Origin of the sequence: uncultured Paraglaciecola sp., from assembly GCF_913058035.1 — a bacterium.
Taxonomy (GTDB): Bacteria; Pseudomonadota; Gammaproteobacteria; order Enterobacterales; family Alteromonadaceae; genus Paraglaciecola.
In genome coordinates this window covers 1-25,478 of the sequence record NZ_CAJXPA010000001.1, presented here as the reverse complement: position 1 = coordinate 25,478, position 25,478 = coordinate 1, and the positions used below count along the sequence as shown (strand labels likewise).

General features: G+C 39.2%; 24 protein-coding genes. 17 read left to right on the top strand and 7 right to left on the bottom strand.

Annotation, left to right across the window (positions count from 1 at the left end):
- Position 1: 1 nt before the first annotated feature.
- Positions 2-1,372 (bottom strand): outer membrane channel protein TolC, encoded by a 1,371-nt coding sequence (tolC, locus tag QZ562_RS00120; protein WP_293755301.1) that lies wholly within the window; start codon positions 1,370-1,372, stop codon positions 2-4.
- Between the two features lie 286 nt (positions 1,373-1,658).
- Between tolC and nudF the strand changes: the two genes are divergently transcribed.
- The 6 genes from nudF to QZ562_RS00090 all read left to right on the top strand — a co-directional run bounded on the left by nudF (position 1,659) and on the right by QZ562_RS00090 (position 7,390).
- Positions 1,659-2,294: an ADP-ribose diphosphatase gene (gene nudF, locus QZ562_RS00115; RefSeq protein ID WP_293755299.1), complete on the top strand. Its 636-nt coding sequence runs from the start codon at positions 1,659-1,661 to the stop codon at positions 2,292-2,294.
- Positions 2,287-2,730, top strand: a complete 444-nt coding sequence (locus tag QZ562_RS00110; protein ID WP_293755297.1) for a DUF1249 domain-containing protein — start codon at positions 2,287-2,289, stop codon at positions 2,728-2,730. The genes nudF and QZ562_RS00110 overlap by 8 nt, the downstream gene beginning before the upstream one ends.
- Positions 2,731-2,742: 12 nt before the next feature.
- Positions 2,743-3,489: a metallophosphoesterase gene (locus tag QZ562_RS00105; RefSeq protein ID WP_293755295.1), complete on the top strand. Its 747-nt coding sequence runs from the start codon at positions 2,743-2,745 to the stop codon at positions 3,487-3,489.
- Positions 3,490-3,498: 9 nt separating this feature from the next.
- Complete coding sequence (locus tag QZ562_RS00100; RefSeq protein ID WP_293755293.1) at positions 3,499-4,077, top strand: YqiA/YcfP family alpha/beta fold hydrolase; 579 nt, start codon at positions 3,499-3,501, stop codon at positions 4,075-4,077.
- Between the two features lie 83 nt (positions 4,078-4,160).
- A complete protein-coding gene (gene parE, locus QZ562_RS00095; protein WP_293755291.1) occupies positions 4,161-6,050 on the top strand; it encodes a DNA topoisomerase IV subunit B in 1,890 nt (629 codons plus the stop codon).
- Positions 6,051-6,103: 53 nt separating this feature from the next.
- The gene (locus tag QZ562_RS00090; RefSeq protein WP_293755289.1) at positions 6,104-7,390 is read left to right on the top strand and encodes a hypothetical protein; all 1,287 of its coding nucleotides are present in this window, start codon (positions 6,104-6,106) and stop codon (positions 7,388-7,390) included.
- A gap of 20 nt (positions 7,391-7,410) precedes the next feature.
- Here the strand turns inward: QZ562_RS00090 and QZ562_RS00085 are convergent, their stop codons facing one another.
- A complete protein-coding gene (locus QZ562_RS00085) occupies positions 7,411-7,719 on the bottom strand; it encodes a hypothetical protein (protein ID WP_293755288.1) in 309 nt (102 codons plus the stop codon).
- 90 nt (positions 7,720-7,809) lie between these two features.
- Between QZ562_RS00085 and QZ562_RS00080 the strand changes: the two genes are divergently transcribed.
- The gene (locus QZ562_RS00080) at positions 7,810-7,995 is read left to right on the top strand and encodes a hypothetical protein (RefSeq protein WP_293755286.1); all 186 of its coding nucleotides are present in this window, start codon (positions 7,810-7,812) and stop codon (positions 7,993-7,995) included.
- A gap of 29 nt (positions 7,996-8,024) precedes the next feature.
- On the opposite strand, the gene epmB is transcribed toward QZ562_RS00080, so the two are convergent.
- Complete coding sequence (gene epmB, locus QZ562_RS00075) at positions 8,025-9,050, bottom strand: EF-P beta-lysylation protein EpmB (protein ID WP_293755284.1); 1,026 nt, start codon at positions 9,048-9,050, stop codon at positions 8,025-8,027.
- A 34-nt stretch (positions 9,051-9,084) separates the two neighbouring features.
- On the opposite strand from epmB, the gene efp reads away from it, so the two are divergent.
- The 4 genes from efp (at position 9,085) to QZ562_RS00055 (ending at position 11,856) form a co-directional block, all read left to right on the top strand.
- Positions 9,085-9,654 (top strand): elongation factor P, encoded by a 570-nt coding sequence (gene efp / locus QZ562_RS00070; RefSeq protein WP_293755282.1) that lies wholly within the window; start codon positions 9,085-9,087, stop codon positions 9,652-9,654.
- Between the two features lie 64 nt (positions 9,655-9,718).
- On the top strand, positions 9,719-10,693 hold the full coding sequence (gene epmA, locus QZ562_RS00065; RefSeq protein ID WP_293755280.1) for an elongation factor P--(R)-beta-lysine ligase: 975 nt from the start codon (positions 9,719-9,721) through the stop codon (positions 10,691-10,693).
- A gap of 88 nt (positions 10,694-10,781) precedes the next feature.
- Positions 10,782-11,222, top strand: a complete 441-nt coding sequence (locus QZ562_RS00060) for a hypothetical protein (protein WP_293755279.1) — start codon at positions 10,782-10,784, stop codon at positions 11,220-11,222.
- Positions 11,212-11,856, top strand: a complete 645-nt coding sequence (locus tag QZ562_RS00055; RefSeq protein ID WP_293755277.1) for a hypothetical protein — start codon at positions 11,212-11,214, stop codon at positions 11,854-11,856. The genes QZ562_RS00060 and QZ562_RS00055 overlap by 11 nt, the downstream gene beginning before the upstream one ends.
- A 476-nt stretch (positions 11,857-12,332) precedes the next feature.
- Here QZ562_RS00055 and QZ562_RS00050 read toward each other — a convergent pair whose 3' ends face one another.
- The 3 genes from QZ562_RS00050 to QZ562_RS00040 form a co-directional block, all read right to left on the bottom strand.
- The gene (locus QZ562_RS00050; protein WP_293755275.1) at positions 12,333-14,537 is read right to left on the bottom strand and encodes a TonB-dependent receptor; all 2,205 of its coding nucleotides are present in this window, start codon (positions 14,535-14,537) and stop codon (positions 12,333-12,335) included.
- A 351-nt stretch (positions 14,538-14,888) separates the two neighbouring features.
- Positions 14,889-15,536 (bottom strand): peptidylprolyl isomerase, encoded by a 648-nt coding sequence (locus QZ562_RS00045; RefSeq protein ID WP_293755273.1) that lies wholly within the window; start codon positions 15,534-15,536, stop codon positions 14,889-14,891.
- Between the two features lie 17 nt (positions 15,537-15,553).
- Positions 15,554-16,711: a methyltransferase gene (locus QZ562_RS00040; RefSeq protein ID WP_293755271.1), complete on the bottom strand. Its 1,158-nt coding sequence runs from the start codon at positions 16,709-16,711 to the stop codon at positions 15,554-15,556.
- A 22-nt stretch (positions 16,712-16,733) separates the two neighbouring features.
- Between QZ562_RS00040 and QZ562_RS00035 the strand changes: the two genes are divergently transcribed.
- Positions 16,734-17,363, top strand: coding sequence for an alpha-ketoglutarate-dependent dioxygenase AlkB (locus QZ562_RS00035; RefSeq protein ID WP_293755270.1), 630 nt, complete (start codon positions 16,734-16,736; stop codon positions 17,361-17,363).
- Positions 17,364-17,533: 170 nt separating this feature from the next.
- Entirely contained in the window at positions 17,534-17,854 is a 321-nt protein-coding gene (gene bolA, locus QZ562_RS00030; RefSeq protein ID WP_293755269.1) for a transcriptional regulator BolA, read from the top strand.
- A 108-nt stretch (positions 17,855-17,962) separates the two neighbouring features.
- On the opposite strand, the gene QZ562_RS00025 is transcribed toward bolA, so the two are convergent.
- The gene (locus QZ562_RS00025; RefSeq protein WP_293755268.1) at positions 17,963-20,572 is read right to left on the bottom strand and encodes a TonB-dependent receptor; all 2,610 of its coding nucleotides are present in this window, start codon (positions 20,570-20,572) and stop codon (positions 17,963-17,965) included.
- Positions 20,573-20,901: 329 nt separating this feature from the next.
- Here QZ562_RS00025 and QZ562_RS00020 point away from each other — a divergent pair, with 329 nt between their 5' ends.
- The 4 genes from QZ562_RS00020 (at position 20,902) to fabV (ending at position 25,374) form a co-directional block, all read left to right on the top strand.
- Positions 20,902-21,441 (top strand): TRAP transporter small permease subunit, encoded by a 540-nt coding sequence (locus QZ562_RS00020; RefSeq protein ID WP_293755266.1) that lies wholly within the window; start codon positions 20,902-20,904, stop codon positions 21,439-21,441.
- On the top strand, positions 21,441-22,799 hold the full coding sequence (locus QZ562_RS00015; RefSeq protein ID WP_293755264.1) for a TRAP transporter large permease subunit: 1,359 nt from the start codon (positions 21,441-21,443) through the stop codon (positions 22,797-22,799). The genes QZ562_RS00020 and QZ562_RS00015 overlap by 1 nt, the downstream gene beginning before the upstream one ends.
- A 23-nt stretch (positions 22,800-22,822) precedes the next feature.
- On the top strand, positions 22,823-23,923 hold the full coding sequence (dctP, locus tag QZ562_RS00010) for a TRAP transporter substrate-binding protein DctP (RefSeq protein ID WP_293755263.1): 1,101 nt from the start codon (positions 22,823-22,825) through the stop codon (positions 23,921-23,923).
- A 272-nt stretch (positions 23,924-24,195) separates the two neighbouring features.
- On the top strand, positions 24,196-25,374 hold the full coding sequence (fabV, locus tag QZ562_RS00005) for an enoyl-ACP reductase FabV (protein ID WP_293755261.1): 1,179 nt from the start codon (positions 24,196-24,198) through the stop codon (positions 25,372-25,374).
- Positions 25,375-25,478 lie beyond the last annotated feature (104 nt).

The window sequence follows — 25,478 nt, the reverse complement described above, 5'->3', positions numbered from 1 at the left end:
ATTAACTAATTTTATCAGACATTAACCCGCGGTTAATGTCTACTAAGTCTTGTTCGGTTAGATTACCCGAAGCACGTTTTAAATCCAAAATAGCGCTAATGAAGTCATAACGAGCGCTTGCAAGACGCTGCCTAGCATCAAACTGGTTTTTCGTACTATTAAGCACATCAACTATGGTCCTAGTTCCCACATCAAAACCTGCTTCAGTGGCTTTTAATGCGCTGTCTGCTGAGACAACGGCTTGTTTTAAGGCACGAATAGTAGAGGTAGCGGCAATCACATCATTATAAGCTGAACGCACTGAGCGAACTGTCGAACGGAAAGTAAGTTCTAAGTTCTCACTGGCAGCTACAAAGCGATATCTAGCTTGAGCGGTTTGTGCGTTCACTGCACCACCTGAGTAAATAGGGACATTTAACGTGACACCGATAGAATTCGAATCAGTAGATGGAAAACTGATACCATTTGTTTCCTCTTCTACCCTTTTACCATAACTACCTGACAGAGATAGTGTTGGATAATGTCCAGCTTTGGCAGCGGAAATATCTTCTTTCGCAATATCCTTAGCAATATTACGCACCATTAAATCAAGATTCTTTTCTTCTGCAATTTTTAGCCAATTATCAACACCTTCAGGAAATGGGCGTGAAGCACTAAAACTTTCAGTATTTAATACAGAAATGTTGCCATGATATTTACCAGTAATTTCGCGCATCTGCTCCAAGCGTAATTCAACTACATTTTCAGTAATAATTTCTTGAGCTACCGTACTGTCAAAGTTTGCCTGTGCTTCGTGCACATCTGTAATAGCCGTTAAACCTACATTGAAACGCTGTTTGGTCTGTTCCAATTGTCGCTCGATTGCGCGTTTTTCAGCTCTAACAAATGTCAAACTATCTTTTGCCCTGAGGATAGCTAAATAGGCATCTGTTGTTCTTATGATTAAGTCTTGCTTAGACAATGCGTAATTTGTGTCGCTTTGCTGTGCCACTTTCTCGGCTCTGTTTAATGCAATCCAATTTTTATGGTCGTAAATAGACATGCCTAAGTTAATATTCATATTAACCGCTTCGGAATTTTGACTAAAGTTAGCAAACACTTCTGGAGAATTTGGGTTAGCTGCCGTAGGGCCTGATATTTGTTGATTAGACTCTCTACTGCTATCGCTATAGGTAATAGAACCAGAAATTTGTGGTAATAAGCTTGCTCGGCTTATGGATATACCTTCAAAAGCGGCATCTCTATCTGCTTTGGCGCGGTTAGTGGTGGGATCTTTCTCAACAGCCATTTGATAGACTTGATACAGATCATCTGCAAAAACAGGTGAAGAGAGTCCTATGCCGATCAATAACGACAAAAATGTTTTTTTCATTGGTAATCCTATCTGTTTCTGAATCAATCTAAGCCAAATATTCAAAAAGAAGTATGCCTAGTCAAATACTAATAATAATATGTGTATTCAAAGTCTAAGCAAATCTCGTGTTAAGTAATATTGCTTTGTCGTAACACTTCGCATTCAAGTGTAACAGAATATTATGAATTAACAGACCCTAGGCGAACCAGCATATGAAACTTTGTTATGCTAGTCTTAGTCTTTTAAACGTTTAGATATGGTCTATTTATCTTAAAGATTAGTACTTAAACAATCGGAGAAAAGTTTGCAAAAAGGCCACCAAAAAATTCAACAATTTTCAGCTAAAGATATACAAATATTGAATAAGGAAACCTTGTATCAAGGTTTCTTCAAAATGGTAAAATACGCTTTTAAACACAAGCTATTTGAAGGTGGCTGGAGCAAAGTAGTCACACGAGAAGTGTTTGAACGAGGACACGCCATAGCTGTCTTACCGTACGATCCTGTTTTAGATGAGTTTGTGTTAATTGAGCAAGTGCGAATTGGTGCATTGCCCACTTCCTCTTCGCCTTGGTTGCTTGAAGTGGTTGCAGGTATTATTGATGAGGGTGAAACACCTGAAGAAGTCTGCTACCGAGAAACAAGGGAAGAAGCTGGTCTTGATATTAAAAAGTTACATAAAGCCTTGAGTTACCTATCTAGCCCTGGCGGAACGACAGAGCGCTTACACATTTTCATAGGTTTAGTCGATGCCAGTAATGCCAAAGGTGTGCATGGGCTAGAATACGAAAGTGAAGACATCTTAGTACACAGAGTACCTTCAACACTGGCGTTTGACTGGCTCAACCAAGGTAAAATCGATAATGCTGCTGCACTGATTGCACTTCAATGGTTTGCTATGAATAAACAACAGCTTTTGGAAAATTGGTCTCATGACTAAAGAAATAGGTCGTAAATATGTTCCCAAACTAGCCAACATGCACCAAGTATGTGAGGTTAATTATGGTCGTCTGTTAAAGTTGCTTCCTGATTGCGATACAGAAGACTTACAGTATCAATTTAAAGTAAACGCTAGTTTGCTATATACCATCAAGATTATTGAATGTAGTCGCTATACCAGCACTTTAGAAATGTCGCAAAAAAACCAGATAGGTTATGAATTTCTTCGGCCAGTAGTGCAGGTTAGGTTATATCACGATGCTAAAATGGCAGAAGTAATTAGTGCTCAGAATATTGGTTCTTTGAAGCCAAGCTACCAGTACCCCAATACCAAAATGTATCAGAAAAACGAAAAAGAAATGGTTAATTTGTTCTTAGCTGAATGGTTACAGTTTTGTTTAACGCAAAGTAGCCAATTATATTCTTCTGAAGCCTAAGTCATTCTAAAAATGAATATTATTCAAATTACAGATTGTCATTTATTTTCAGAAATCCAAAAAAATGGTTACAACAACATCAATCCTTATCAAAGCTTACAACACATATTGGCGGAGGTTACACTTCGCCAGCCGGATGTGTTGTTAGTTACGGGCGATATCAGTGGTGACGGTTCTGGGCAAAGTTACCAACACTTTTCTAAATTGCTTTACGAGACAGGTATCAATTGCCGAATAGGTATCATTCCGGGCAATCATGACAACCAAGCACAGATGAAATCACATATTGATAGTGATTATTTGTGGATAAATAAACATCGATTGATTTTGCCCAATCGATGGCATATTCATCTATTAGACACACAATATCAGTATGCCATGGGACAAATATCAGAATCTAACCTTGCATCTTTAACTGAATATTTAAGCCTTCATTGTAATGATTATCACTTATTAGCCGCTCATCACCATCCTATCCCTTGCGATGGTTGGATGGACAAACATGAATGGACAAACCGGCAAGAATTTAATGCGGTAGTAGCCGCAAATCCATCTATAAAAGGTGTGGTGTATGGTCATATCCATATGGCAATCGAACAACAAAAAGACCAATGTTTATATATGGCATGTCCCTCAACCTGTTGGCAGTTTGCTACTGAGTCATCTTTTGCCACAAGCGATTTATTGCCAGGTTATAGAGTGCTTAAATTGCTAGATAATGGTCAAATAGTCACATCTATTCACCGACTAAAAGCATAAGGATTGACTTTGCAATACGTTGTTATCTATTTACACGGATTTCTTAGTTCACCGCAGTCGAAAAAAGCTTCGCAAACTATCGAGTTTGTGAAGGCTAATTACCCCGATTTAATTTTAGAAATACCACAACTTGCGAACTACCCTAATGATGCCGTCGCTATTATTGAACAGAAAATTGCTGAACATCATGGCAAAAAATTACGTTTTATTGGTAGCTCATTAGGTGGGTTTTTAGCGTCGTTCATGGTGGAAAAATATTCAGGCAAAGCAGTTTTAGTTAATCCAGCAGTGCGACCTTTTGATTTATTAGTCGACTTTTTAGGCGCCCATATTAATCCGCACACGCAACAACCTTTTTTACTAAAAAACCAACATATTGACGAGCTTCGTTATCTGGATACACCCACTTTGAATCCCAAGTCTGATTATTGGGTGTTGTTACAAACTGCAGACGAAACGTTAGACTACCGCCAAGCAGAAACTAAGTACCAAGACTATAAACTAAGCATAGAGCAAGGCGGTGATCATAGTTTTCAAGATTTTCAGCGATTCTTACCAGATATTTTTAGGTTTCTACTGCAAGACTAATTGAAGCTTGGTATAACATATAAAATGCTTTTAGCATTGCCGCACATCCACCGTACGAATAACGAGAGCTTTGATTAATAAATATGTCAAACGAATATAACGCAGACGCTATTGAAGTATTGAACGGCCTAGAGCCAGTTCAACGCCGCCCTGGTATGTATACGGATACCACACGCCCAAATCATTTAAGCCAAGAAGTCATTGATAATAGTGTTGACGAAGCCTTAGGCGGATTTGCCACCACAATTCGAGTGGTACTGCATTCAGATCAATCCATTGAAGTCACAGATGATGGCCGTGGTATGCCTGTAGACATCCACCCTGAAGAAGGTATTTCAGGGGTAGAATTGATTATGACTAAGTTACACGCGGGTGGTAAATTTTCAAACAAAAGCTACCAGTTTTCTGGTGGTTTACATGGTGTTGGCATTTCTGTGGTCAACGCTTTATCCAAAAGAGTAGAGGTGAATATTCGGCGTAATGGCAACGTACATCAAATTGCTTTTGAAAACGGTGAAAAAGTTCAGGAGTTAGAAATTGTCGATACCTGCGGTAAACGCAACACAGGCACCAAAGTTCACTTTTGGCCTGACCCAAAATACTTTGACTCAAGCAAGTTTTCTGTCACTAAATTATTACATGTGTTACGTGCTAAAGCGGTATTATGTCCTGGTTTACGAATACGATTTGATGACAAAATCAGTAATGAAACTACCGAATGGTATTTCGAAGATGGTTTGCGTGACTATTTATATCAATCGGTAAAAGAATATGTGACCTTGCCACAAGACAGTCCATTTGTAGGCACCATTTCAGGTAACACCGAAGCCGCGGATTGGGCTGTTATGTGGCTGCCTGAAGGTGGCGAAATGATTAACGAAAGTTATGTCAACCTTATCCCAACGGTTCAAGGTGGCACGCACGTTAATGGTTTGCGTCAAGGCTTATTAGAATCGATGCGTGAGTTTTGTGAGTTTAGAAACTTATTACCGCGTGGAGTCAAACTCACACCAGAAGACATCTGGGATCGTTGTAGTTATGTTTTATCTACTAAAATGCAAGACCCACAATTTGCAGGGCAAATAAAAGAACGCTTATCTTCGCGTCAAGCTGCCGCTTTTGTTTCAGGTGTGGTTAAAGATGCTTTTAGTTTATGGTTAAACCAACATACCGATGTCGCTGAGTTACTGGCTGATATGTGTATTAACAATGCACAAACTCGATTACGTCAAAGTAAAAAAGTAGCCCGTAAAAAAGTGACTCAAGGACCTGCTTTACCCGGCAAACTTACCGATTGTTCTACCCAGGATACCAGCCGCTCCGAATTATTTTTAGTGGAAGGAGATTCAGCTGGGGGCTCTGCAAAACAAGCCAGAGATAGAGAATTTCAGGCAATCATGCCACTTCGCGGCAAAATTTTAAACAGCTGGGAAGTCGACTCATCTCAAGTGTTAGCTTCACAAGAAATACATGACATTTCTGTGGCTTTGGGTATAGACCCTGACTCGGAAGATTTAAGTGGCCTGCGTTATGACAAAATATGTATTTTAGCCGACGCTGACTCTGATGGTTTACATATTGCCACCTTACTGTGCGCATTATTTGTTAGACACTTTAGAACCTTAGTTAATAAAGGCCATGTTTACGTAGCTATGCCTCCACTATTTCGAATTGACGTCGGCAAAGATGTCTATTACGCGTTAGACGAAGGGGAAAAAGAAGGTATTTTGGACCGCATAGCCGCTGAGAAAAAGCGTGGTAAGGTAAATGTTCAGCGTTTTAAAGGGTTGGGTGAAATGAACCCCTTGCAATTGCGTGAAACTACCATGGATCCCAACACCAGAAGATTAGTACAGCTTATGGTGGACGATGCAGATCAAATGTTAGAAATGATGGATATGTTATTAGCCAAAAAACGCGCACCAGATCGCAAACAATGGTTAGAATCTAAAGGGGATATGGCGATTGTTTAATCTTGTGTTTTTTCAATCAGACATACTAGTTATCAAGCCTGAAGGAAAATATCTTGGCTAAGCTATTTAAAACGATTAGTTTTTTGATTCTATTGTTAACAGTAGCCGTCACGTATCTTTTTTTTACCGTTATTGAGTCGCATCCCAACGTTATTGCTAGCAGTAGTGAACAAGTCAACCAAGCTGATTCAGTTAAAAAACTGATAAAACAACTTAGTGATAGTGTTAAAAATAGAACTAACAAACAAGACATACATATTAGTCAAAATCAGCTAAATAGTTTAGTGGGTTTTGCACAACGCGCCCATGAAAAAATTAATGGTCGAGTACATATCGGCCCTAATTCAACCAGCATTTTAGCTAGCTATTTATTACCAAAAAATTCTGTAGGTCAATATCTGAATATTGACATTTTATTGCTACCTGGCCCTGGCATTAATGTCAGCCATGTGAAATTTGGGCCTGTTAATGTGCCTGGGAGTTTCGCTCTAAGCACTATTATTTATTTAGCTAATTGGTATACCAACAGCGATATCGCTAGTCAATTTGTACAACAAGTAGAGACTGTCTCTATGACTGAAGGTCAGATGCGATTGTCTGTTCTACCACTTGATCAATTTCTCAAAGAATTGAATGATATCAAAAAAAGTGTGGGCGGAACTGGTGACGAAGAAATGCGCCTTAGAACTACATATTATTTAAAACAACTTTCCCTACTAGAAGTAAGCAAAAGCCCAACACCCCAGTCTTTGGCAAAGTATATTGGTCCAATGTTTACTTGGGCAAAGAATCGCTCAACTTTTGAGACTGCGCCTAAAGAAAACGAGGCCGCCATTATGGCACTAGCAATATATGCAGGGAACCATAGGTTTGCCAATCTAGTAGGTGATGTGCAACCAAGAAAAGGCAAGGTGGCGTTTCCTAACGCTATTCCTAGGTTAAAATCTCGAGCTGATCTCCATCAACATTTTATCTTTTCTGCTGCCATCAAAATACTTTCCGAACAGGGGTTAAGTATAGCTATTGGTGAGTTTAAGGAGTTAATGGATAGAGGCGACGGTGGAAGCGGCTATAGTTTTGTCGACTTAGCAGCTGACATTGCTGGGGTGGAATTTGCGATTGCTGCATCAAGCCCCTCCAACGCTAGCTCGGTTCAAAATATATTAGCCGGTAACATCGATGAAGACCTATTTTTCCCAAACATTAACGGATTTCCTGAAGGCTTAGACAGAAGCGAATTTAGCAAACAATTTACCAAGGTCGACAGCCCTGAGTACCTTAAGATGGTAAGAAGTATCAGGCAAAGAATCGCTGAACTACCGATTCATCAGGTACGTTAAAAATCAAAAAAAGCAGTAGATTATCGAGCAGATTTCTGAAATTTACTTAACGTTTTTAACATTAACTCTATTTTCATTACCAGGCTGGGTAATTGTTCTTTTAGAGATTCTTGAGTAGCTTGTTCTAGTGCTAATACTTCATTCGCTAGTTCTTCTACATAAGGTTTGAAAAGTCGACTACTGGTAGTGAAACCTGCATCTTTGGCAAAAACTGCACTGAATTTTCCTTTGCCATCATATTGTAAACGGCTAATGACCTGATCGGCATCAATAGATTTTCGATAAATAACTTGAACGTTTTCACTGAGAGTTTGAATAATAGTTTGCATAGCTAAAGTTTTACTTAAGGTTGTCGATATATTTCTTGTGAGCAATTTTGCCCGCTTTTGTACCTTGCTACAAGTAATAAGGAGCACTGTATGGATATTTCAGGAGCGAGTCAGTCGTCGGTCAGTTCTACGCTTGAAATAAAATCTCTACAACTTGCTAAATCTCAGCAAAAAATAGAGGGTCAAGCGACAATAGAATTACTTGAAGCAGCTGCAGCACCTAAAACTTCGTCTGCCAATTCAGCAATTGGGTCTATTGTCGACACGTTTGTTTAATACTAGTGAGGCTCTTTTATTGAGTTTTGTTAAGGATGAAGCTGTAAGTCAAGCGGCGTTTTGCCAGGCTGGCCACCTATTTCTCTCACGAGTTTAGGCACCAGATAACCTGGCTGACGCTTTATCAATTCTCGCATGAGTTCTTTTGCTTTACTGTCAGGCGAATCGAAATGTTCAGCCCCCTGCACCTTATCTAAAACGTGTAAATAGTAAGGCATCACACCTATTTCAAACAACCCTTCGTTTAAAGCAATTTGTTGATCTGCCGTATCGTTGATCCCTTTCAACAGCACCGCCTGATTGAGTAACGTTACCCCTGCCTGCTTTAACTTTTGCATTGACTTTGCCAATCCTGTATCAATTTCATTGGCATGATTAACGTGCAACACCATCACAGGTTTTAACCGAGTCTGCGTGAACCATGAAATAAGCTCTGTCGTAATTCTAGAAGGGATAACCACGGGTAAACGAGTATGAATACGCAGTCGTTTGATATGTGGGATGGCTTCAATCTGGGTTGTTAGCCAGGCTAAAAAGTCATCTTTCGCCATTAGTGGATCACCACCAGAATAGATCACCTCATCGATTTGTGGATTAGCGACGATATAATCTAACGCTTTTTGCCATTGTTGCTTATTTAAATGATTGTCACTGTAAGGAAAATGTCTTCTAAAACAATATCGACAATTCACCGCACAACCGCCCCTTACTAATAACAAAAGACGATTATGGTATTTATGTAAAATACCGGACTGTTTGTTGTTTTGTTCTTGTAACGGGTCGGTAGAAAAACCTTGTGCAGTGTCAAATTCTTTACGGCTAGTGAACACCTGCATAAATAATGGATCTAAAGGGTTGCCTTTTTGCATCCTAGCAGCAAAAGGGCGCGGTACTCGCATCGGAAAAAGTTGCCGTGCTTTGATGTCATCTGTGAAGTCTTCTAGAGGTAATTCCAAATATTTAAGCAATAAAACAGGGTCAGAAAAAGACATTGCCAGTTCTTTTTGCCAGTTACTCTCTACAGTCATCAGTTTTTTAGGTATTATTTGCAACAATTACAGACTCAGCATAGTTATATTACGGGGACACATGGCGAATTTCAGCACAAATGAATTTAAATCAGGCCTAAAGATAATGCTCGACGGCGAACCTTGCAACATTCTTGAAAATGAATTTGTTAAACCAGGTAAAGGTCAAGCCTTTAGCCGGGTTAAAATTCGCAAGCTTATTTCAGGAAAAGTCATAGAAAAGACATTCAAATCAGGTGATTCGGTAGAGGGTGCAGATGTCATCGATACTGAACTCGCTTATCTGTATACAGATGGTGAGTTCTGGCACTTTATGAACAACGACACCTTTGAACAAATTGCCGCGGATGAAAAAGCCGTTGGTGAAAACGTTAAATGGTTAGTAGAAAACGACACGTGCACTATTACCCTTTGGAACGGTGCACCTATTGTAGTACAACCAGCTAATTTTGTTGAATTAGAAATTACTGAAACTGATCCAGGCCTTAAAGGCGACACTGCAGGTACTGGAGGTAAACCAGCCACTTTGTCTTCTGGTGCTGTTGTAAGAGTGCCTCTATTTGTACAAACAGGTGAAGTAGTTAGAGTCGACACGCGTAACGGCGAGTATGTCTCTAGAGCACAAAAATAGTTTGTCTATCAAAATTCAAAAGCCCACGTTAGTGGGCTTTTTTATTATTTAAAATAGGATAATAATGCGCATAGACAACTGGCGGCCCAGTGCCTCAATTGCAGTGTTAAAACAACGTGCCTTAATCTTGCAAAAAATTAGATACTTTTTTGCAGAACATGAGGTACTTGAAGTGGACACACCCGCACTAAGTCACGCGACTGTCACAGACGAACATTTACATTCTTTCTGTACTCAGTTTAATCATCCTTTTGCGGTGCAAACATCACCTTTATATTTACAAACCTCACCTGAATTTGCCATGAAAAGACTCTTGAGCGCTGGCAGTGGTCCAATTTATCAAATATGTAAGTCTTTTAGAAATGAGGAAGCTGGGCGTTATCATAATCCTGAATTTACAATGCTTGAGTGGTATAGGCCGGGTTTTGATCATCTGCAGTTAATGACCGAAATTAATGAAATCATACAAATGGTCTTAGGTTGTGATGAAGCAGATCGTGTCACCTACCAAAATATATTTGAACAACATCTGGGTTGCTGCCCATTAACCTCTACTCTGTCTGACATCAAAACCTTAGCTTGCCAATATGGATACCATGATCTGGCAGCCGCTGAAGACAACAAAGACATTTTACTCATGTTATTGTTTAGTCAACATGTAGAGCCCCAAATTGGGCAAGAACGCCCTTGTTTTGTGATGGAGTTTCCTGCTAGCCAGGCTGCTTTAGCAAAAATAAATCCCATTAATCCATTAGTAGCCGAACGGTTTGAGTTGTATTTTAAAGGTATAGAATTGGCTAATGGTTTTCATGAGTTGACTGATGGCCAAGAACAACTCAGACGCTTTGAACAAGACAATGTTAGACGACAAAATATAGGTTTAGATATTATGCCCATAGATAAAAACTTTATAGCGGCGATAAACTTTGGCCTACCAGCTTGTGCAGGTGTGGCTCTTGGGATTGATAGACTTTTAATGCTTGCATTAAGTTGCTCTGATATTGACCAAGTCATTGCTTTTGAAAATAGCCGAGCATAGATTGAACATTTTTGCTCAACACACTGTAACAGTTCTTGCTAAAGTATGAAATCTGTCGATTATCAATAAAAAAGTTAATGAATAACCTATGTCTGATGAACAACCTCACATATTACAAAGTGAGTGGATCACTTTACAAAACCAATTCGACAGCTATGAAAAATGTTCTTTAGCCATTAAGCTTTTTAACATTTTAGTTTGCTGTATTTTAGTTTTCGTATTAGATACAAAGCTATGGCCATTAGCAGTTGTTGCTATTTTATGGCTTCAAGACGGCATTTGGAAAACATTTCAAAATAGGATCGGGCGACGCTTAGAAGTTGTCGAACGAGCGATTCAAGGCAACCCAAACCACATGCCAGATAATGCATCACATATGGGTATGCAATTTAATCTTGCATGGAATCAATCTAGGCCTCATGCCGTTGGATTGGTAAGCGAGTATATCAAACAAGCACTTAAACCTACGGTAGCCTATCCTCATGTGGTTTTAATGGCATTAGTAATTGGAGAGTTGTATGTCAATTAAACAGAAACACTACCTTGTGGGCTATGGCAGTTTACTCAGCCATGATAGTCGCTCACGTCATTCAAATATTTTTTGCCCCAACATGCCAATTGTCGTAAATGGATGGCAACGGGAATGGCTAGCAAGAGGTATAGCACACTTACAGACTGCTTTAGGAGTATCCCCAGTTGAAACAGCTAACTTGAACGCAGTGTTATTGCGCATAGAACAAATATCACCTGAACTTCGCGACCGTGAGCAAGACTATCAATTTGTTGAGGTCGACCCTAATACTATAGTGGCCGCCCAAGAATCTGAATTAGCGCAGATTGAACTTGCCAATATTCGAGCTAACCCAGACACCTGTAAAATATTTATATGTGCCAATATGAATAAATTACAAGCCAACAGCCAATATCCTATCTATCAAACCTATATAGATACTTGTTTAGTAGGGTGTTTTGATATGGGTGTCGCCAATTTTGCCTCAGAGTTTATCCAAAACACTCACTTTTGGGAGCATGGTTGGATAAATGACCGCCATGATTGCCTTTATGCTAGGCCAGCGATAGTTACGCAACAGCAACAAGAACAAATAGACCGACTATTAGAGCAACACCAAGTTTTAGAATATCGCCAAGAAACAAAACGTTGAACGTCATAACGCCGTCCAAATTGAGGTCACGAAACTAACAGTAAAAGATGCGAATCTTATTAATAATCTGCTACACGTCTAGATTGACTAAAGATATTGGCGAGCGATAAGCCAAAACAGACATTAAATTGTTGTTTTTATGCAACAAGAGCCTCAAGTATATATCACTAATATGGCATGGGTTTGTTAGGAGAACTATCACAAACCCATCAACAACCTTTTGCTTTATACCGATTATTAAAACGTACTAGATTGCACCATTCAGATCTTGGCTAATGCTCAAAAAATCTTTTGAACTACTGAAAATACTAGGCCTAAGTTTTAAATGACTGAAATACTTACAAAAAAAAGTATAGAAAAATTAAGACGATTGAAGTCGGAAATCAAATCATAAGCAAAGCGCCACCTATATATAACAAATAAAAAAGCGACCATCAGAGGCCGCTTTTTATAGGACTAATCCCCACCCTGTTTAATTAAAATTGGGTGTTATACCTAATACCGAATTCACTCGCATCATTACTTAATACTTGCAAAATATAGTCGCCTGTATTTAAGCGGGCATTATCGTAACGCTCGTCAAATATATTTTTTCCGTAGAAAGCCACTTTCCAATCACCTTCAGCAGGCATGTAAGTTACATTAAAATTAACTAGCTCTCGGCTGTCAATTTCAGTTAATCTGCCGGGATCTGAGCTAGGCTCTCCATACATGTCACTACGAAATGAATAATCAATTCTAGTGTTAATAGTCGCGCCACCGGCTAGCTCAAATTCATATGACGGGCTAATTGATGCAGTCAAATCCGGAGTTAATGGTGCAACAGGTTTAATTCCATCTTGTTCAGTTACGTCAACATCCATATAACCAAGGCTAGTATGCACTTTAAAATTTTCACTAAAATAAAGTGTACTTTCCCACTCTATTCCCCGTGATGTTTGTTCAACCACTAGGTTACTAGTATCGAAACCACCTTCAGAAGTAGTACTAACTTGATATGGCAAGTCTTCATATTCAGTATTGAATATCGCAACACTCATACTGAAATCATCGGTGACTTGACCTTTAAGACCCAATTCATAATTAACTGCCGTGATATTATCTGATGCAACAAAGCATAAGGGGTCACCGAACAGACAAAAAGGTCGAGCAGGAAATTGACCTGATTGATAACCACTTTGCACACTACCGTAAAAATTAAGGCCATTTTCTAAGGTATAATTTGCTGATAGTTCAAAGCTAAGTTCATTCCAATCATCTTCTGAGGTGAAAGGGCCAATTCCCACATTTGCTGTAGCTATTTTTTCATCTTTGGTATATCGCACACCACCCGAAATACGCAGGTCGTCTGTCACTCCATAACCTAGGTTAACAAACACTGCACGACTGGTTGTTTCTTGATCAAGCTCCAATAAGTTGCCACCTCCGTTAAAACTGGAATCTGCCCCTTGACGATTACTGCCTTCTTCATTGAACCAATATATGCCAGAGACAAAATCAAATTCGTCGTAATAGCCATTTAACTGCAACTCGATTGAAGTCTGATCGGCATCACCTTTTTCAGGATAATGGTCAAGGGCAAAAATGGTGCTATCATCATCTAAACCTGCTTTATACTCAGAAGTACGATGACTCACTATTGCTTTGGTTGATAACGTATCTGAAAGACTCCAGTCTGCTGTCAATGACAGTCCTTGCGCTTCATTAGTCACGGTAGTGACTTCCTTAGTGCCTGTAGCGTTGTCGTAGGGGTCTGCCGATACATCAGTATTGCGTAGCGGTCCTACTGGAGTGGCAGAGCCAAAACGCATGCCTGTATAATAAGCTCCTGTGGGAATTTCATCAATTAGGGTCGTGTAAGGTCTGAGTCCTCCTTCACCGTCATTTGCATCAGCAGTCAACACCACACTAAAATCATCGTTGGGAGCATATTTCACTGATAAACGCCCGTATAATTCTTTGGTCTCGCCTACATCATATTCCGCATCTGGAATGTTTATAAATTCGCCTAAACCATCGCGTGCATTATATCCGGCATTAAAATTAAACGATACAGAATCACTGAGTGCCCTATTCACAAAAACATCAGCCTTAACACGGCCACGAGTACCAGCTTGAACGCCTAATTGAGTTAACGCCTCAGCATCTGGCTGTTTAGTGATGATATTGATCGCACCACCGATGGAGTTTCTGCCATAAAGCGTCCCTTGTGGCCCACGTAATACCTCGATACGTTCAATATTATTTAAATTCCAGTTCTGACCAACTTGACGTCCAAGATAGACTCCATCAACGTAAACGCTGACGCCAGGATCAGTGGTAATCAAATGGTCTTGCAAGCCAATACCACGAATAAAAGGATTGGCCGAAGAGGTATGTCCCGCTGAAAAGCCTGTCACATTGAGGTTAGGAACAAACTTTCCTATATCCGTCAAATCGCTAATGCCTTGTGCTGCGAGTGCTTCACCGCTAAAAGCGCTGATAGAAAGAGGGACTTCGTAAATCACTTGTGAGCGTTTGGTTGCAGTCACTGTGATAGATTCAATTCTATCATTGTTGTCTTTTTCAGCCGTTTTTTGTTGTGCATTCAACGACCCGCAAAAGCTAATTGAAATGGCACTGGCCAATAAAGCCAACCGGAAAGCCGGTCTGAAAGTTAGGTTGTTATGTGTACTATTCAACGTTGTTCTCCAATGTTATTATTTTAATGTTATTTTATTAATTGCTATTTGTTTTTCTTGGTATTGTATAATTATATTTCTTTAGGGTTTAGCTAAAATTGAACCATCATCAGGCATTAGCGACTATCAAGTATTTGCGTATTCGAACGTTAGGCTGCCACGGAATTACGCGCACAAGACAGAGCGTAGTAGGAAAGTTTGCAAAAAAATCACAGACACAGAACACCTAAATTAAGGATTTTTGTATTCATAAAAGGTTAAACCGCATTTGTAATGACAACAGAAATTATTTTTTAGTCAGTTTATTCCTGTCTAATGCTCATCGATGGGGCTTAAACAATATTAAAGTTTTTATACAGGTGGTAAAACAATCACTTTTTCCAAAATAACTTGCTCTACCGGTACATCTGACCAGCCATGTGTTGAGTCGAAATCTGTTTTTACATTGACCATTTTATCTAATACTTCGTAACCTTCGACAACCATACCAAATACAGTATATCCCCAATTTCTTCCAGGATCTAAGCTATCGTTATTATCCATATTAAAGAAGAATTGGCGGGTAGCAGAGTGTGGGCCCTTCTCTCTTGCCATGGTAATATTGTACATCTTATTTTTTAAGCCATTACCAGACTCATTAAATATTTTTCCAAATGATGGTTTTATTACAAAATTGGTATCGTAACCTCCACCTTGTACAACAAACTCAGGCACTATTCGATGGAAGATGGTGTCTTCGTAACTACGTTTGTCTACGTAACGCAAAAAATTATTAACGGTAATAGGCGCTCTAGAACGGTCTAATTCAACAATAATATCCCCCATGCTGGTGATCATTTTAACACGAGGGTAATAATTATTAGGTTGAATATGTGAACCATCAATTTTAGTTTTTGCAACAACTAGATTCGGGATAGTGACAAATAAACTGACAAGAAGCACCACAAAGAAAGGTGCAAAAGAAGGGCCAAAGAAAGCGGCAGAAAGTGTTTTTAACATTGTAATATTCCTAAGGCCTATTGTTTAGTAGCAGATAAAATACTAAATTTTTGATTAGTTGCAATCATTGTTGCATTGCCAAACAATCTTTTTAGTTTATTCGGGTAGTCTAAGTGGCGATTACCCACCACAAACAATTGCCCACCATTTTGAAGCAGTGACTCAGCATCTTTAAACATCTGCCACGCGATATGATCAGTAATGGCATTTTGTTGGTGAAAAGGCGGGTTACATAACACTGTGTCTACGTCAGAAAATTTAGATTGTTCAGTGAAGTCATCCAAGCAGTTGTTCACTAGGAACTCTGACTGAGACTCTTTGTCAGCTAGATTGACCAATACGTTTTGTTTGGCAGAGGCAACCGCCATATATGACTCATCAGTAAACACTACCTTGGTTTTTTTATTTTGATTTAAGATATGTAAACCCAACACACCATTACCACAGCCCAAATCAATCACTGTTTTGTTATCCATGTTCGTTAATTTAGACAAATTTTCAAGCATGAACCGTGCGCCAATATCCAGTTGCTGGCGGGCAAACACATTGGCCATATTACTGATTTCAAACCGAGGTTTATCTGTAAACCAAACAGTTGGATAAGGACTTAAATGTGATTTGTTACAACTAGGTTGACAGAAAACCAAACGTGCTTTTTTCTTAGCTAATGAAGTGGTAGTGACACCTAAATATTTTTCAAACAGGGCTAAGGTAGATTTTTTTATCAGTGCGGCTTTGCCTGCAGCGATGACTTTAGTCGATGGCAAAATCCTTGTTTGTAAGTCAATTAATTGTTGTTCAAGTAACGCCATAGTTTTGGGGATTTTCAGTAAAACAAGTTCTACTGGTAAATCTACTGGGGTGACTGAATCATAAAATTTTACTGACTCAACGGGGATGTTATTTTGCTGCAGATTAACCAAGCAAGATTGTTTAGCCACGAAAGAATCACTTATCCAAGAAGGGTTCAGGTGGGCAAACCAACACGCTAGTGAGCCAAAATCATCATTGTAAATACTCACAGTTTGGCTTTGTAAGTCTTGAATATTTTTTTCAACATATTCAATTAGGTATTCGTCTGCAGCATCCCACGCTTGCCAGCTTGGATGTTGCAATTCTTGTGGATACCTAACTAACTGCAAGTTTCTGTCTAAAAGCGTTAAACTGGTGTTCATTTATGTCCGAATCTGGTGGGTTATGCAAAAGTCACTGTTTGAATCACAATATGATAACACGCCAATACATCTGGATATGCTTGATGCAAATCTAAAGTACTATCCTAATTTTATTCCGCCACTAGAAGCAGCAAACATCATGTGCTCACTGCAACAAGAGGTAGACTGGCGCCAAGAGCAAATTACCTTGTACGGAAAAACCTTCAATGTACCAAGATTACAAGCCTGGTATGGCGATGAAAATGCGGACTATCAATACTCAAATTTGAGTATGTGCCCTTTGCCATGGAGTCCAGCATTACTTGAACTTAAACAAAAATGTGAAAACACCAGCAATAGCCGTTTTAATTCAGTATTGGCAAATTTATATCGCAACGGCCAAGATGGAATGGGACGTCATGCAGACAATGAGCCTGAACTAGGCCAACAGCCAGTGATTGCATCGCTAAGCTTTGGCGAGGTGCGCAATTTAGATTTCTATCACAATCAAACTAAGGAGAAAGTTAGATTGCCTTTAGTCAGTGGTAGTCTATTAATCATGAGTGGCGATACGCAAAAGTATTGGCAACACAGCATAGCAAAAACCAAGAAAGTGTTAGCAGCAAGAGTCAATCTCACGTTCAGATACGTACTCAACATTGGCCGTGGTTAGTACCAAATCGTATAGAAACACGTGTAAAATCTAACAAAAAAAATATAGCTAACTGTCAATCAGTTATGCTCAGTCAGCCATAAGCAAAATGTCGTACCACTTTTTTAAAGCTAAAATGGATAATACAAAAATTAATGGTGATTTAGAGCTTAAATTACCTTGGAGAATATATGAAGATTCAAAATAATATTGAAAAAAAATTACTCAATCACTTTAATCCACAACACCTTCAAGTCATTAATGAAAGTTCTATGCATAATGTGCCCGCTGGGTCAGAGAGCCATTTTAAAGTGGTCATAGTCACGCCTAGTTTCAGCGGCGAACGCCTGATAAAACGCCATAGAGCGGTTAACTCAGTACTAAAAGAGGAGTTAGCAAACGACATACATGCTTTGGCATTGCATACTTACACACAAGAAGAATGGCACAACCTATATGGTGAATTTCCAAACTCACCTAATTGCCTAGGTGGCAGTAAATTAGACCAATAATAGAATAGTTGTAGAGTAATTGTAGAATAGTAAAAAGGCGTCATAGAGACGCCTTTTAATTCACAACACATTAACGTTTGTTATCGTGTAATTACTGGTTTCAGATACCTAGAACTTATAAGTAGCTTGGAGGTAGGCAAACCTACCCTGTGCGTTATGTGTTCCTGAAACATAACCGGTCCATGAATGATAACTAAACGGTGGCTCTTCGTTGAAAAGGTTTGTTACACCTAAAGTCAATGTTGTATTTTCCAAACCTACATAATTAACCGTTGTATCAACCGTTATCATAGCTTCAATATCAGGTGCTATTGTGCCGTCTGAACGATTTCGGATAGCAGAGTCTTGTTCAAACTCGCCGATATAATTGATGGCAAAATTTGCGCTCCAGTCTGCTTTTACCCATGAACCAGAGGTTGTCCAACGGATTTCAGGTTGCTCAAATCCCCCTTCTTGGGTATCGATACGACCGCCAGTTCGAATATCTTCGTAATTCAATACGTAATTTAAGACGTAGTTGAACTTGAAATCGCCCATGTCAGAAGACATTTTGTAACCCAAATCAAGGTCTAAACCAGATGTTTTAAGATCAAATAAGTTCTCAAAGCGGTCATAAATACGAACCACTTGTCCTGGGTCACCCGCAACAGTTGAAGGTAAACGTTCAACAACCGCCGAATTGTTACCTTGAGTGGTAAATACGAACTGGGTATCTTTACCGATTACGTCTTCAATGTCGTAATTATAATAATCTAAAGAGAAATCAATATCCTCTGTGACTTCATAAATAACACCCAAGTTATAGCTCTTAGACTCTTCAGGCCCTAAATCAGGGTTACCAGCCAATATGGCCGTGTATTCAAAAATTTCACAGGCTTGGTCAACATTACCTACTGCAGCGCATCGAACAGAATCGACCAAGCTAGGTGATTCGTCAGTACTACCTAAACCTATTTGACTAAGAGAGGGCGCACGGAAAGCAGTACCATATGAACCTCTTATCGATAGTTCATCGGTAGGTGTCCAAATAAATGCAACTTTAGGATCAGTAGTCGTACCAAAATCGCTATAATCTTCGTGACGCACAGCTATCTGAATGTTGAGTGTTTCAGTTACGGGGATGGCTAGTTCAGCGAAGATAGAAGTATTATCACGCTCACCATTTGCCTGTGTTGCTTCTGTTCCAAATACATCACCACGAAGGAACTGGTCATCTGGGTTATCACTAATAGTTTCTTCACGGTATTCAGCGCCTAAAGCCAACATAAGCTCGCCTGCAGACATATCCATAATGGGACCAGATATTTTACCGTCAAAAGACTTGCTGGTTGATTTACCATAACGTGTAGTTTGAGTTTCTATAAAATCAAGGGATTCCTGACTGTTAGAAGAGGGCTCAAAGGGGTTCCATAAACCACTATCAATTGCTTCTTGAGTTCTACGAGAGTTTGGAAAACCATTGACTCCACGTTCAATCGAGTCACTTTTTATATAACTGTAAGCCGTTTCCCAATCCCATCCAGATAATTCGCCTTGAAAGCCAAAAACACTTCGATAATAATCTGAATCAACACGTTTTTCACGGTTTCCAATTTCAACCAAACGACGACGCATAGTCAATTCTTGTTCATGAAATATACTTGTATCATCATTGGCAAAAGGATGATTGATATTATCAGCAGACATAAATAGCTCATTAAAGCTTGGACTAGCTGCCCCTCTAATAGTTGTTTTTGAGTTTTGTCCATTCAACTCTACAAACGCTCTTAGAGTATCGTTAATTTCAAAATTACCCATGTACATAAAACTCACACGCTCAGATGCGGGTACAGTGGTACTCATTGGTGCATAATCGTAACGACATAAAGTGCCTACAATTTGATCAGCAGGACAAACATCATTACCAAATGTATCTGGTGTACGAACAGTATTGTCTGAAGCAAGGGCTATTGTACCTGGGTAACCTGACGAGCTTCTGCTGTCTGATACATAAGGGTCATTAGGTCTCAAAGCAGTTTGATTTGACGAACTAGTGTAAAATCTATCGGCATTAAGTATTTCTTCACGATCAAAGTAATCCAACACAAAGGTATGATTGGATTTTTCTGAGCTGCTACCAAACAATAGACTAGTGTTAGATTCTTTGCCGCCACCATCGGCTGTGTCACCAATTTTTGTAGAAACTTCTAAACCATCATAATCGTCTTTCAATATGATGTTAATAACCCCGGCAATTGCGTCAGAACCATAGGTAGCTGATGCACCATCCTTCAATATATCGACTCGTTTAATAGCAGCTAATGGAATGTTATTAATATCAACAAAGGCGGTATCTATTTCATTAGCAAAAGGAGAAACAGAAATACGACGACCATTTACAAGTATCAGAGTTGAATCTGCACCCAGACCTCTTAGTGATACACTTGAACCACCGTTACCTGTTCCATCACTGCTATTACCTTGAGTAGAAAAAGTACCTTGCCCAGCCATCGGCAGCTTAGTAAACAGACCGATTAAGTCAGTAACACCTGTTTTGGTGATGTCATCGGCAGATAATGATGTGACAGGTGAAGGGCCTTCCATATCGGTTCTTTTAATATGCGAACCGGTAACTTGTATACGTTCGACCTTATTGATTTCTTCTGACTGTGCGTGCACAGCTATGCTGCTCGAAATGGCAGTAGCTAGTAGTGTGAGTTTTAATATGCTGTGTTTCATTATTATTCCTGATAGTTTTTTATTTACTCAGGAATTGAAGTGAACTACTTCCTCAATTCCGTTGAAGTGAATTCAAATTTTATTCCATGAAATCGAGACAATTTTACGACAAAAAAAATGTTAAAGACAATGATAACTATCTAAAAATAAAACAACTTTGTAAGTAAACATTGATTTCCACCAGCAGATTAAAATTTTTGGAAGGCTTTGTAATAATCGACAAACTACATTTATTTTCAAGTATTCTTTTGTTAAAACATTTAACATCTATAAGATACTAGGCCCAGTTTTTCCAACATGGCATTAACACAATAATAAGAATACATAACATGCGCGATTTTTCGACTAATTTTGGTCTTCAGTGGATTGATTCTCTGAATGAATTTCTATGTAAAATAGTGAGCTGGTTTACCTTGACGATGGTATTACTCACATTTCTCATTGTAGTGCTCAGATACGGCTTTAATCTTGGCTGGATTGCCATGCAAGAGTCAGTAATGTATTTACATGCTATGGTTTTTTTATTGGGTGCAGCCCACACTTTGCGCGTCAATGAACATGTAAGAGTCGATATTTTTTATCGTCGCTTTAGCCCGAAAAAACAGGCTAAAGTAGATATTTTTGGAAGCTTGTTATTGCTTATGCCAGTGAATATTTTCATTTTCATGGTTAGTTTAGAATATGTATTGCGGTCCTGGCGAGTTATGGAAGAGTCTCAAGAAGCTGGTGGTATGCCTGCTGTCTTTCTGTTAAAAAGTTTAATTTTAATATTCCCGCTGACTATGTTGCTTCAGGGAATAGCCGAGACAGTGCGTAATGTCGCAAGATTATCATTAAATAAACACTTATCAAAAGATATCAATAAGTAATGGAATATATCTCGCTGTTGATGTTTTTAGCCGTATGTTTGGTGTTGTTATTAGGTTATCCCGTTGCCTATTCGCTGGCAGGCACCGCACTCATTTTTGCTGGTATAGGTGCCCTATTTGGGGTGTTCGATACTTCTTACCTACAGGCAGTACCCAGCCGCTTATTTGGGATAGTCTCTAACCAAACGTTGATTGCTGTTCCGCTATTTATCTTTATGGGTGTGATGCTAGAAAAATCTCGAGTAGCCGAAGATTTACTGCTTGCCATGGAACAAGTTCTCGGCAACTTGAAGTCAGGGCTAGCAGTTTCTGTGGTGTTAGTTGGTATGTTATTAGCTGCCAGTACAGGCATAGTCGGTGCCACGGTAGTCACTATGGGGTTGCTTTCTTTACCGACAATGCTTAAAAAAGGCTATTCACCATCTTTTGCTTGCGGGGCAATATGTGCTACCGGCACGCTGGGACAGATCATTCCTCCATCGATTGCTTTGGTTCTATTGGGTGATGTGTTATCTAGTGCTTTCCAGCAAGCACAACTGAATATGGGCATATTTTCCCCACGATCTGTATCAGTCGGTGATTTATTCGTTGGTGCATTGATTCCAGGCTTTTTGTTAGTCGCCATGTATCTTCTATATGTCTTAGTTTTTGCAAGTAGGCATATACACCCGTCACTTGAACAAAATGACCAACCACCTATTTCTATTGGTGGTTTATTTGCAGCGCTATTTCCACCACTTTTATTAATTTTCATAGTGCTCGGTTCAATTCTAGCTGGCTTCGCTACACCTACTGAAGCTGCCGGTGTTGGTGCAGCAGGTGCATTAGTGTTAGCGTTGACCAATAAAAAACTTGATTTACAAAAATTAAAAGAGGTCATGTTATCGACAACCAAGGTCACGTCTATGGTGTTTTTGATCCTGATTGGCGCATCTATATTCTCATTGGTATTTCGTGGTTTTGGTGGCGAGGAGTTAATTGAAAAATTATTTGCAAGTTTGCCAGGGGGGGTATTTACTGCGGTATTATTGGTAATGGTGGTGATATTCTTACTTGGCTTTATTTTAGATTTTATTGAAATCACTTTTGTCGTTGTCCCTTTAGTTGCTCCAGTATTATTAGCAATGGGAGTTGACCCAATTTGGCTGGGGATCATGATAGCAGTTAACTTACAGACCTCGTTTCTAACACCACCATTTGGATTTGCTTTATTCTATTTACGAGGTGTAGCACCACCAGAGGTCAAAACATCACATATTTACCGAGGTGTTGCACCTTTTATACTTATTCAACTATTGTTGCTAGCTTGTTTGGCAATTTGGCCAAATCTGGTAACTTGGTTACCTTCTAAACTTTGAGTATGACCTTCGAGAATCTATATATGAAATTACTGCAATTATTTGTTTTGCTTACAATAAATACCTTCTTGATATCTTGTGGAGGGCAATCTTCTGACGTTCCCACTTCGCGAGTAGAACAGCAAAACTATGAATGGAAACTTGTAACGTCTTGGCCAAAAAACTTCCCAGGTTTAGGTAGAGGGCCAGAAACTTTTTCCAAGTATGTTGAGCGCATGTCTAATGGCAGGCTTAAAATAAAAGTCTTTGGTGCTGGGCAAATGGTGCCCGGGTTTGAGGTATTTGATACTGTTTCTAGTGGTGCAGCTGAAATGGGTCACGCAGGTTCTTATTATTGGAAAGGAAAAGCTCCCGCATCACAGATTTTCACTGCTATTCCTTTTGGAATGAACGCTACCGAAATGAATGCATGGCTTCATTACGGCGGTGGGTTGGAATTATGGCGTGAAGTATATGAGCCTTTTAATTTAATCCCCTTTGCTGGTGGCAATACTGGGGTACAGATGGCAGGGTGGTTTAAAAAAGAAATTGATAGTGTTGACGACCTCAAAGGTTTAAAAATGCGCATTCCTGGGTTAGGTGGCGAAGTACTTAAAAAGCTGGGTGGTATTCCTGTTGCACTTACAGGAGGTGAACTATTTACTTCCCTCCAGTCTGGCGCGATCGATGCCACTGAATGGGTAGGTCCATACAACGATTTGGCGTTTGGTTTACACAAAGCCGCCAAATATTATTATTACTCAGGTTGGCATGAACCTAGCGCTAATTTAGAATTTATGGTTAACAAACAAGCATTCGAAGCTCTGCCAGATGACTTACAAGCTATTATTGAAGTAGCAACTCGTGCAGTTAATCAAGATATGTGGGACGAATATACTGCTGCTAATAATTCGGCAATGCAGGCCTTAGTCGAGACACATGGTGTTAATATGCGTCCTTTGCCTGAGGATGTGATGTTAGCATTAAAGAATGCCTCAATTGATGTGATGCAAGAACAGTCGGCCGCCGACCCGATGTTTAAAAAAGTTTATAAATCTTATTCTGACTTCCAATCAAATGTGATGAAATACCATCAAATATCAGAGTTTGAATATTACAAAAATCGTGCTGGGTATAACCAATAATCGTAAGTAGAAAATGCAGTACGTTGACTCTTTTAATTAATATTAACTTTTTTTACGACCGTCTGTTAATTTGTTACGAGTTAATGTGTCTACCCACTTATTTATTAATATTTTATTGACCTTGTTTGACATATTACCTTGGACATTCATGCCCTTTGGTTAGTGTTAAACCTTAAACAAAGTTTAACCATTGCATCTTTATCAGCTGTTCAGATGTGTTTAAGCGTTGACAAGCATTACAATGCCTTGAAAATTTTAAATAGGAAATTTATATGATTGTTAAGCCCAAGATCCGTGGCTTTATCTGTACTAATGCACATCCAATTGGGTGTGCGACTAATGTTCAACAACAAATTGATTATGTTAAAGCTCAGGGAACATTAAACAATGCGCCAAAAAATGTATTAGTTATTGGTAGTTCTACTGGTTATGGACTCGCTTCAAGGATTACTGCTGCATTTGCCGGTGGCGCTAATACTTTAGGTGTTTGTTTCGAAAAACCACCTACAGAACGTAAGACAGGTACCGCTGGATGGTACAATACCGCAAGTTTTCATTCTAAAGCATCCGCACAGGGTTTGTACGCTAAAACATTAAACGGTGATGCTTTTTCTAAAGATCTTAAGCAACAGGTTATCGACACCCTCAAAGCAGATATGGGTAAGGTAGATTTAATTATCTATAGCTTAGCCTCTCCTAGACGAACCGATCCTGAAACGGGTGAAGTATACAAGTCAACTTTAAAGCCTGTGGGGCAATCATACAAAACGAAAACCTACGATACCGATAAAAATCTTATTCATGAAATAGCTTTAGAACCTGCTAATGAGGACGAAATCCAACAAACTATAAAAGTGATGGGCGGTGAAGACTGGGAGCTATGGCTTGACGCTTTAGGGGAAGCAGACTTACTGGCAGATAACTGTAAAACCACGGCTTATACCTATGTGGGTAAAGAGTTGACCTGGCCAATATATGGACAAGCAACAATAGGGAAAGCTAAAGAGGATTTAGACCGTGCTGCAGCTGACATAGCAAAAACCAATGTTGGTAAAAATGTTCATGCTTATGTTTCGTCATTGAAAGCGTTGGTCACTCAAGCTAGTTCGGCCATTCCAGTTATGCCTTTGTATATTTCACTTATTTACAAAGTGATGAAAGAAGAAGGGACACATCAAGGTTGTATCGAACAAATATACGATTTATTTACAGACAAGCTGACCCAATCACAACCAAAAGTGGATGAGTTAGGTCGCCTTTATATGAATAGCAAAGAAACTAACGATGTGACACAGGCAAAAATTAAGTCCTTATGGGATCAAGTGACTCAAGAAAATTTTCACGAATTAAGTGACTATGTAGGTTATCACCATGAGTTTTTGAAATTATTTGGCTTTGACTTACATGGAGTTGATTATGATGCAGAAGTTGAAACCCTAATTGATTGGTAAAAGACGTTAAAAAATTTGCTTAAAATAAAAACCGCGCAAGGCGGTTTTTTTATTTTTGTGATTTGGTCTAGCTTTGAAAGAGCTAAATCTGCTCAAAACAAGTA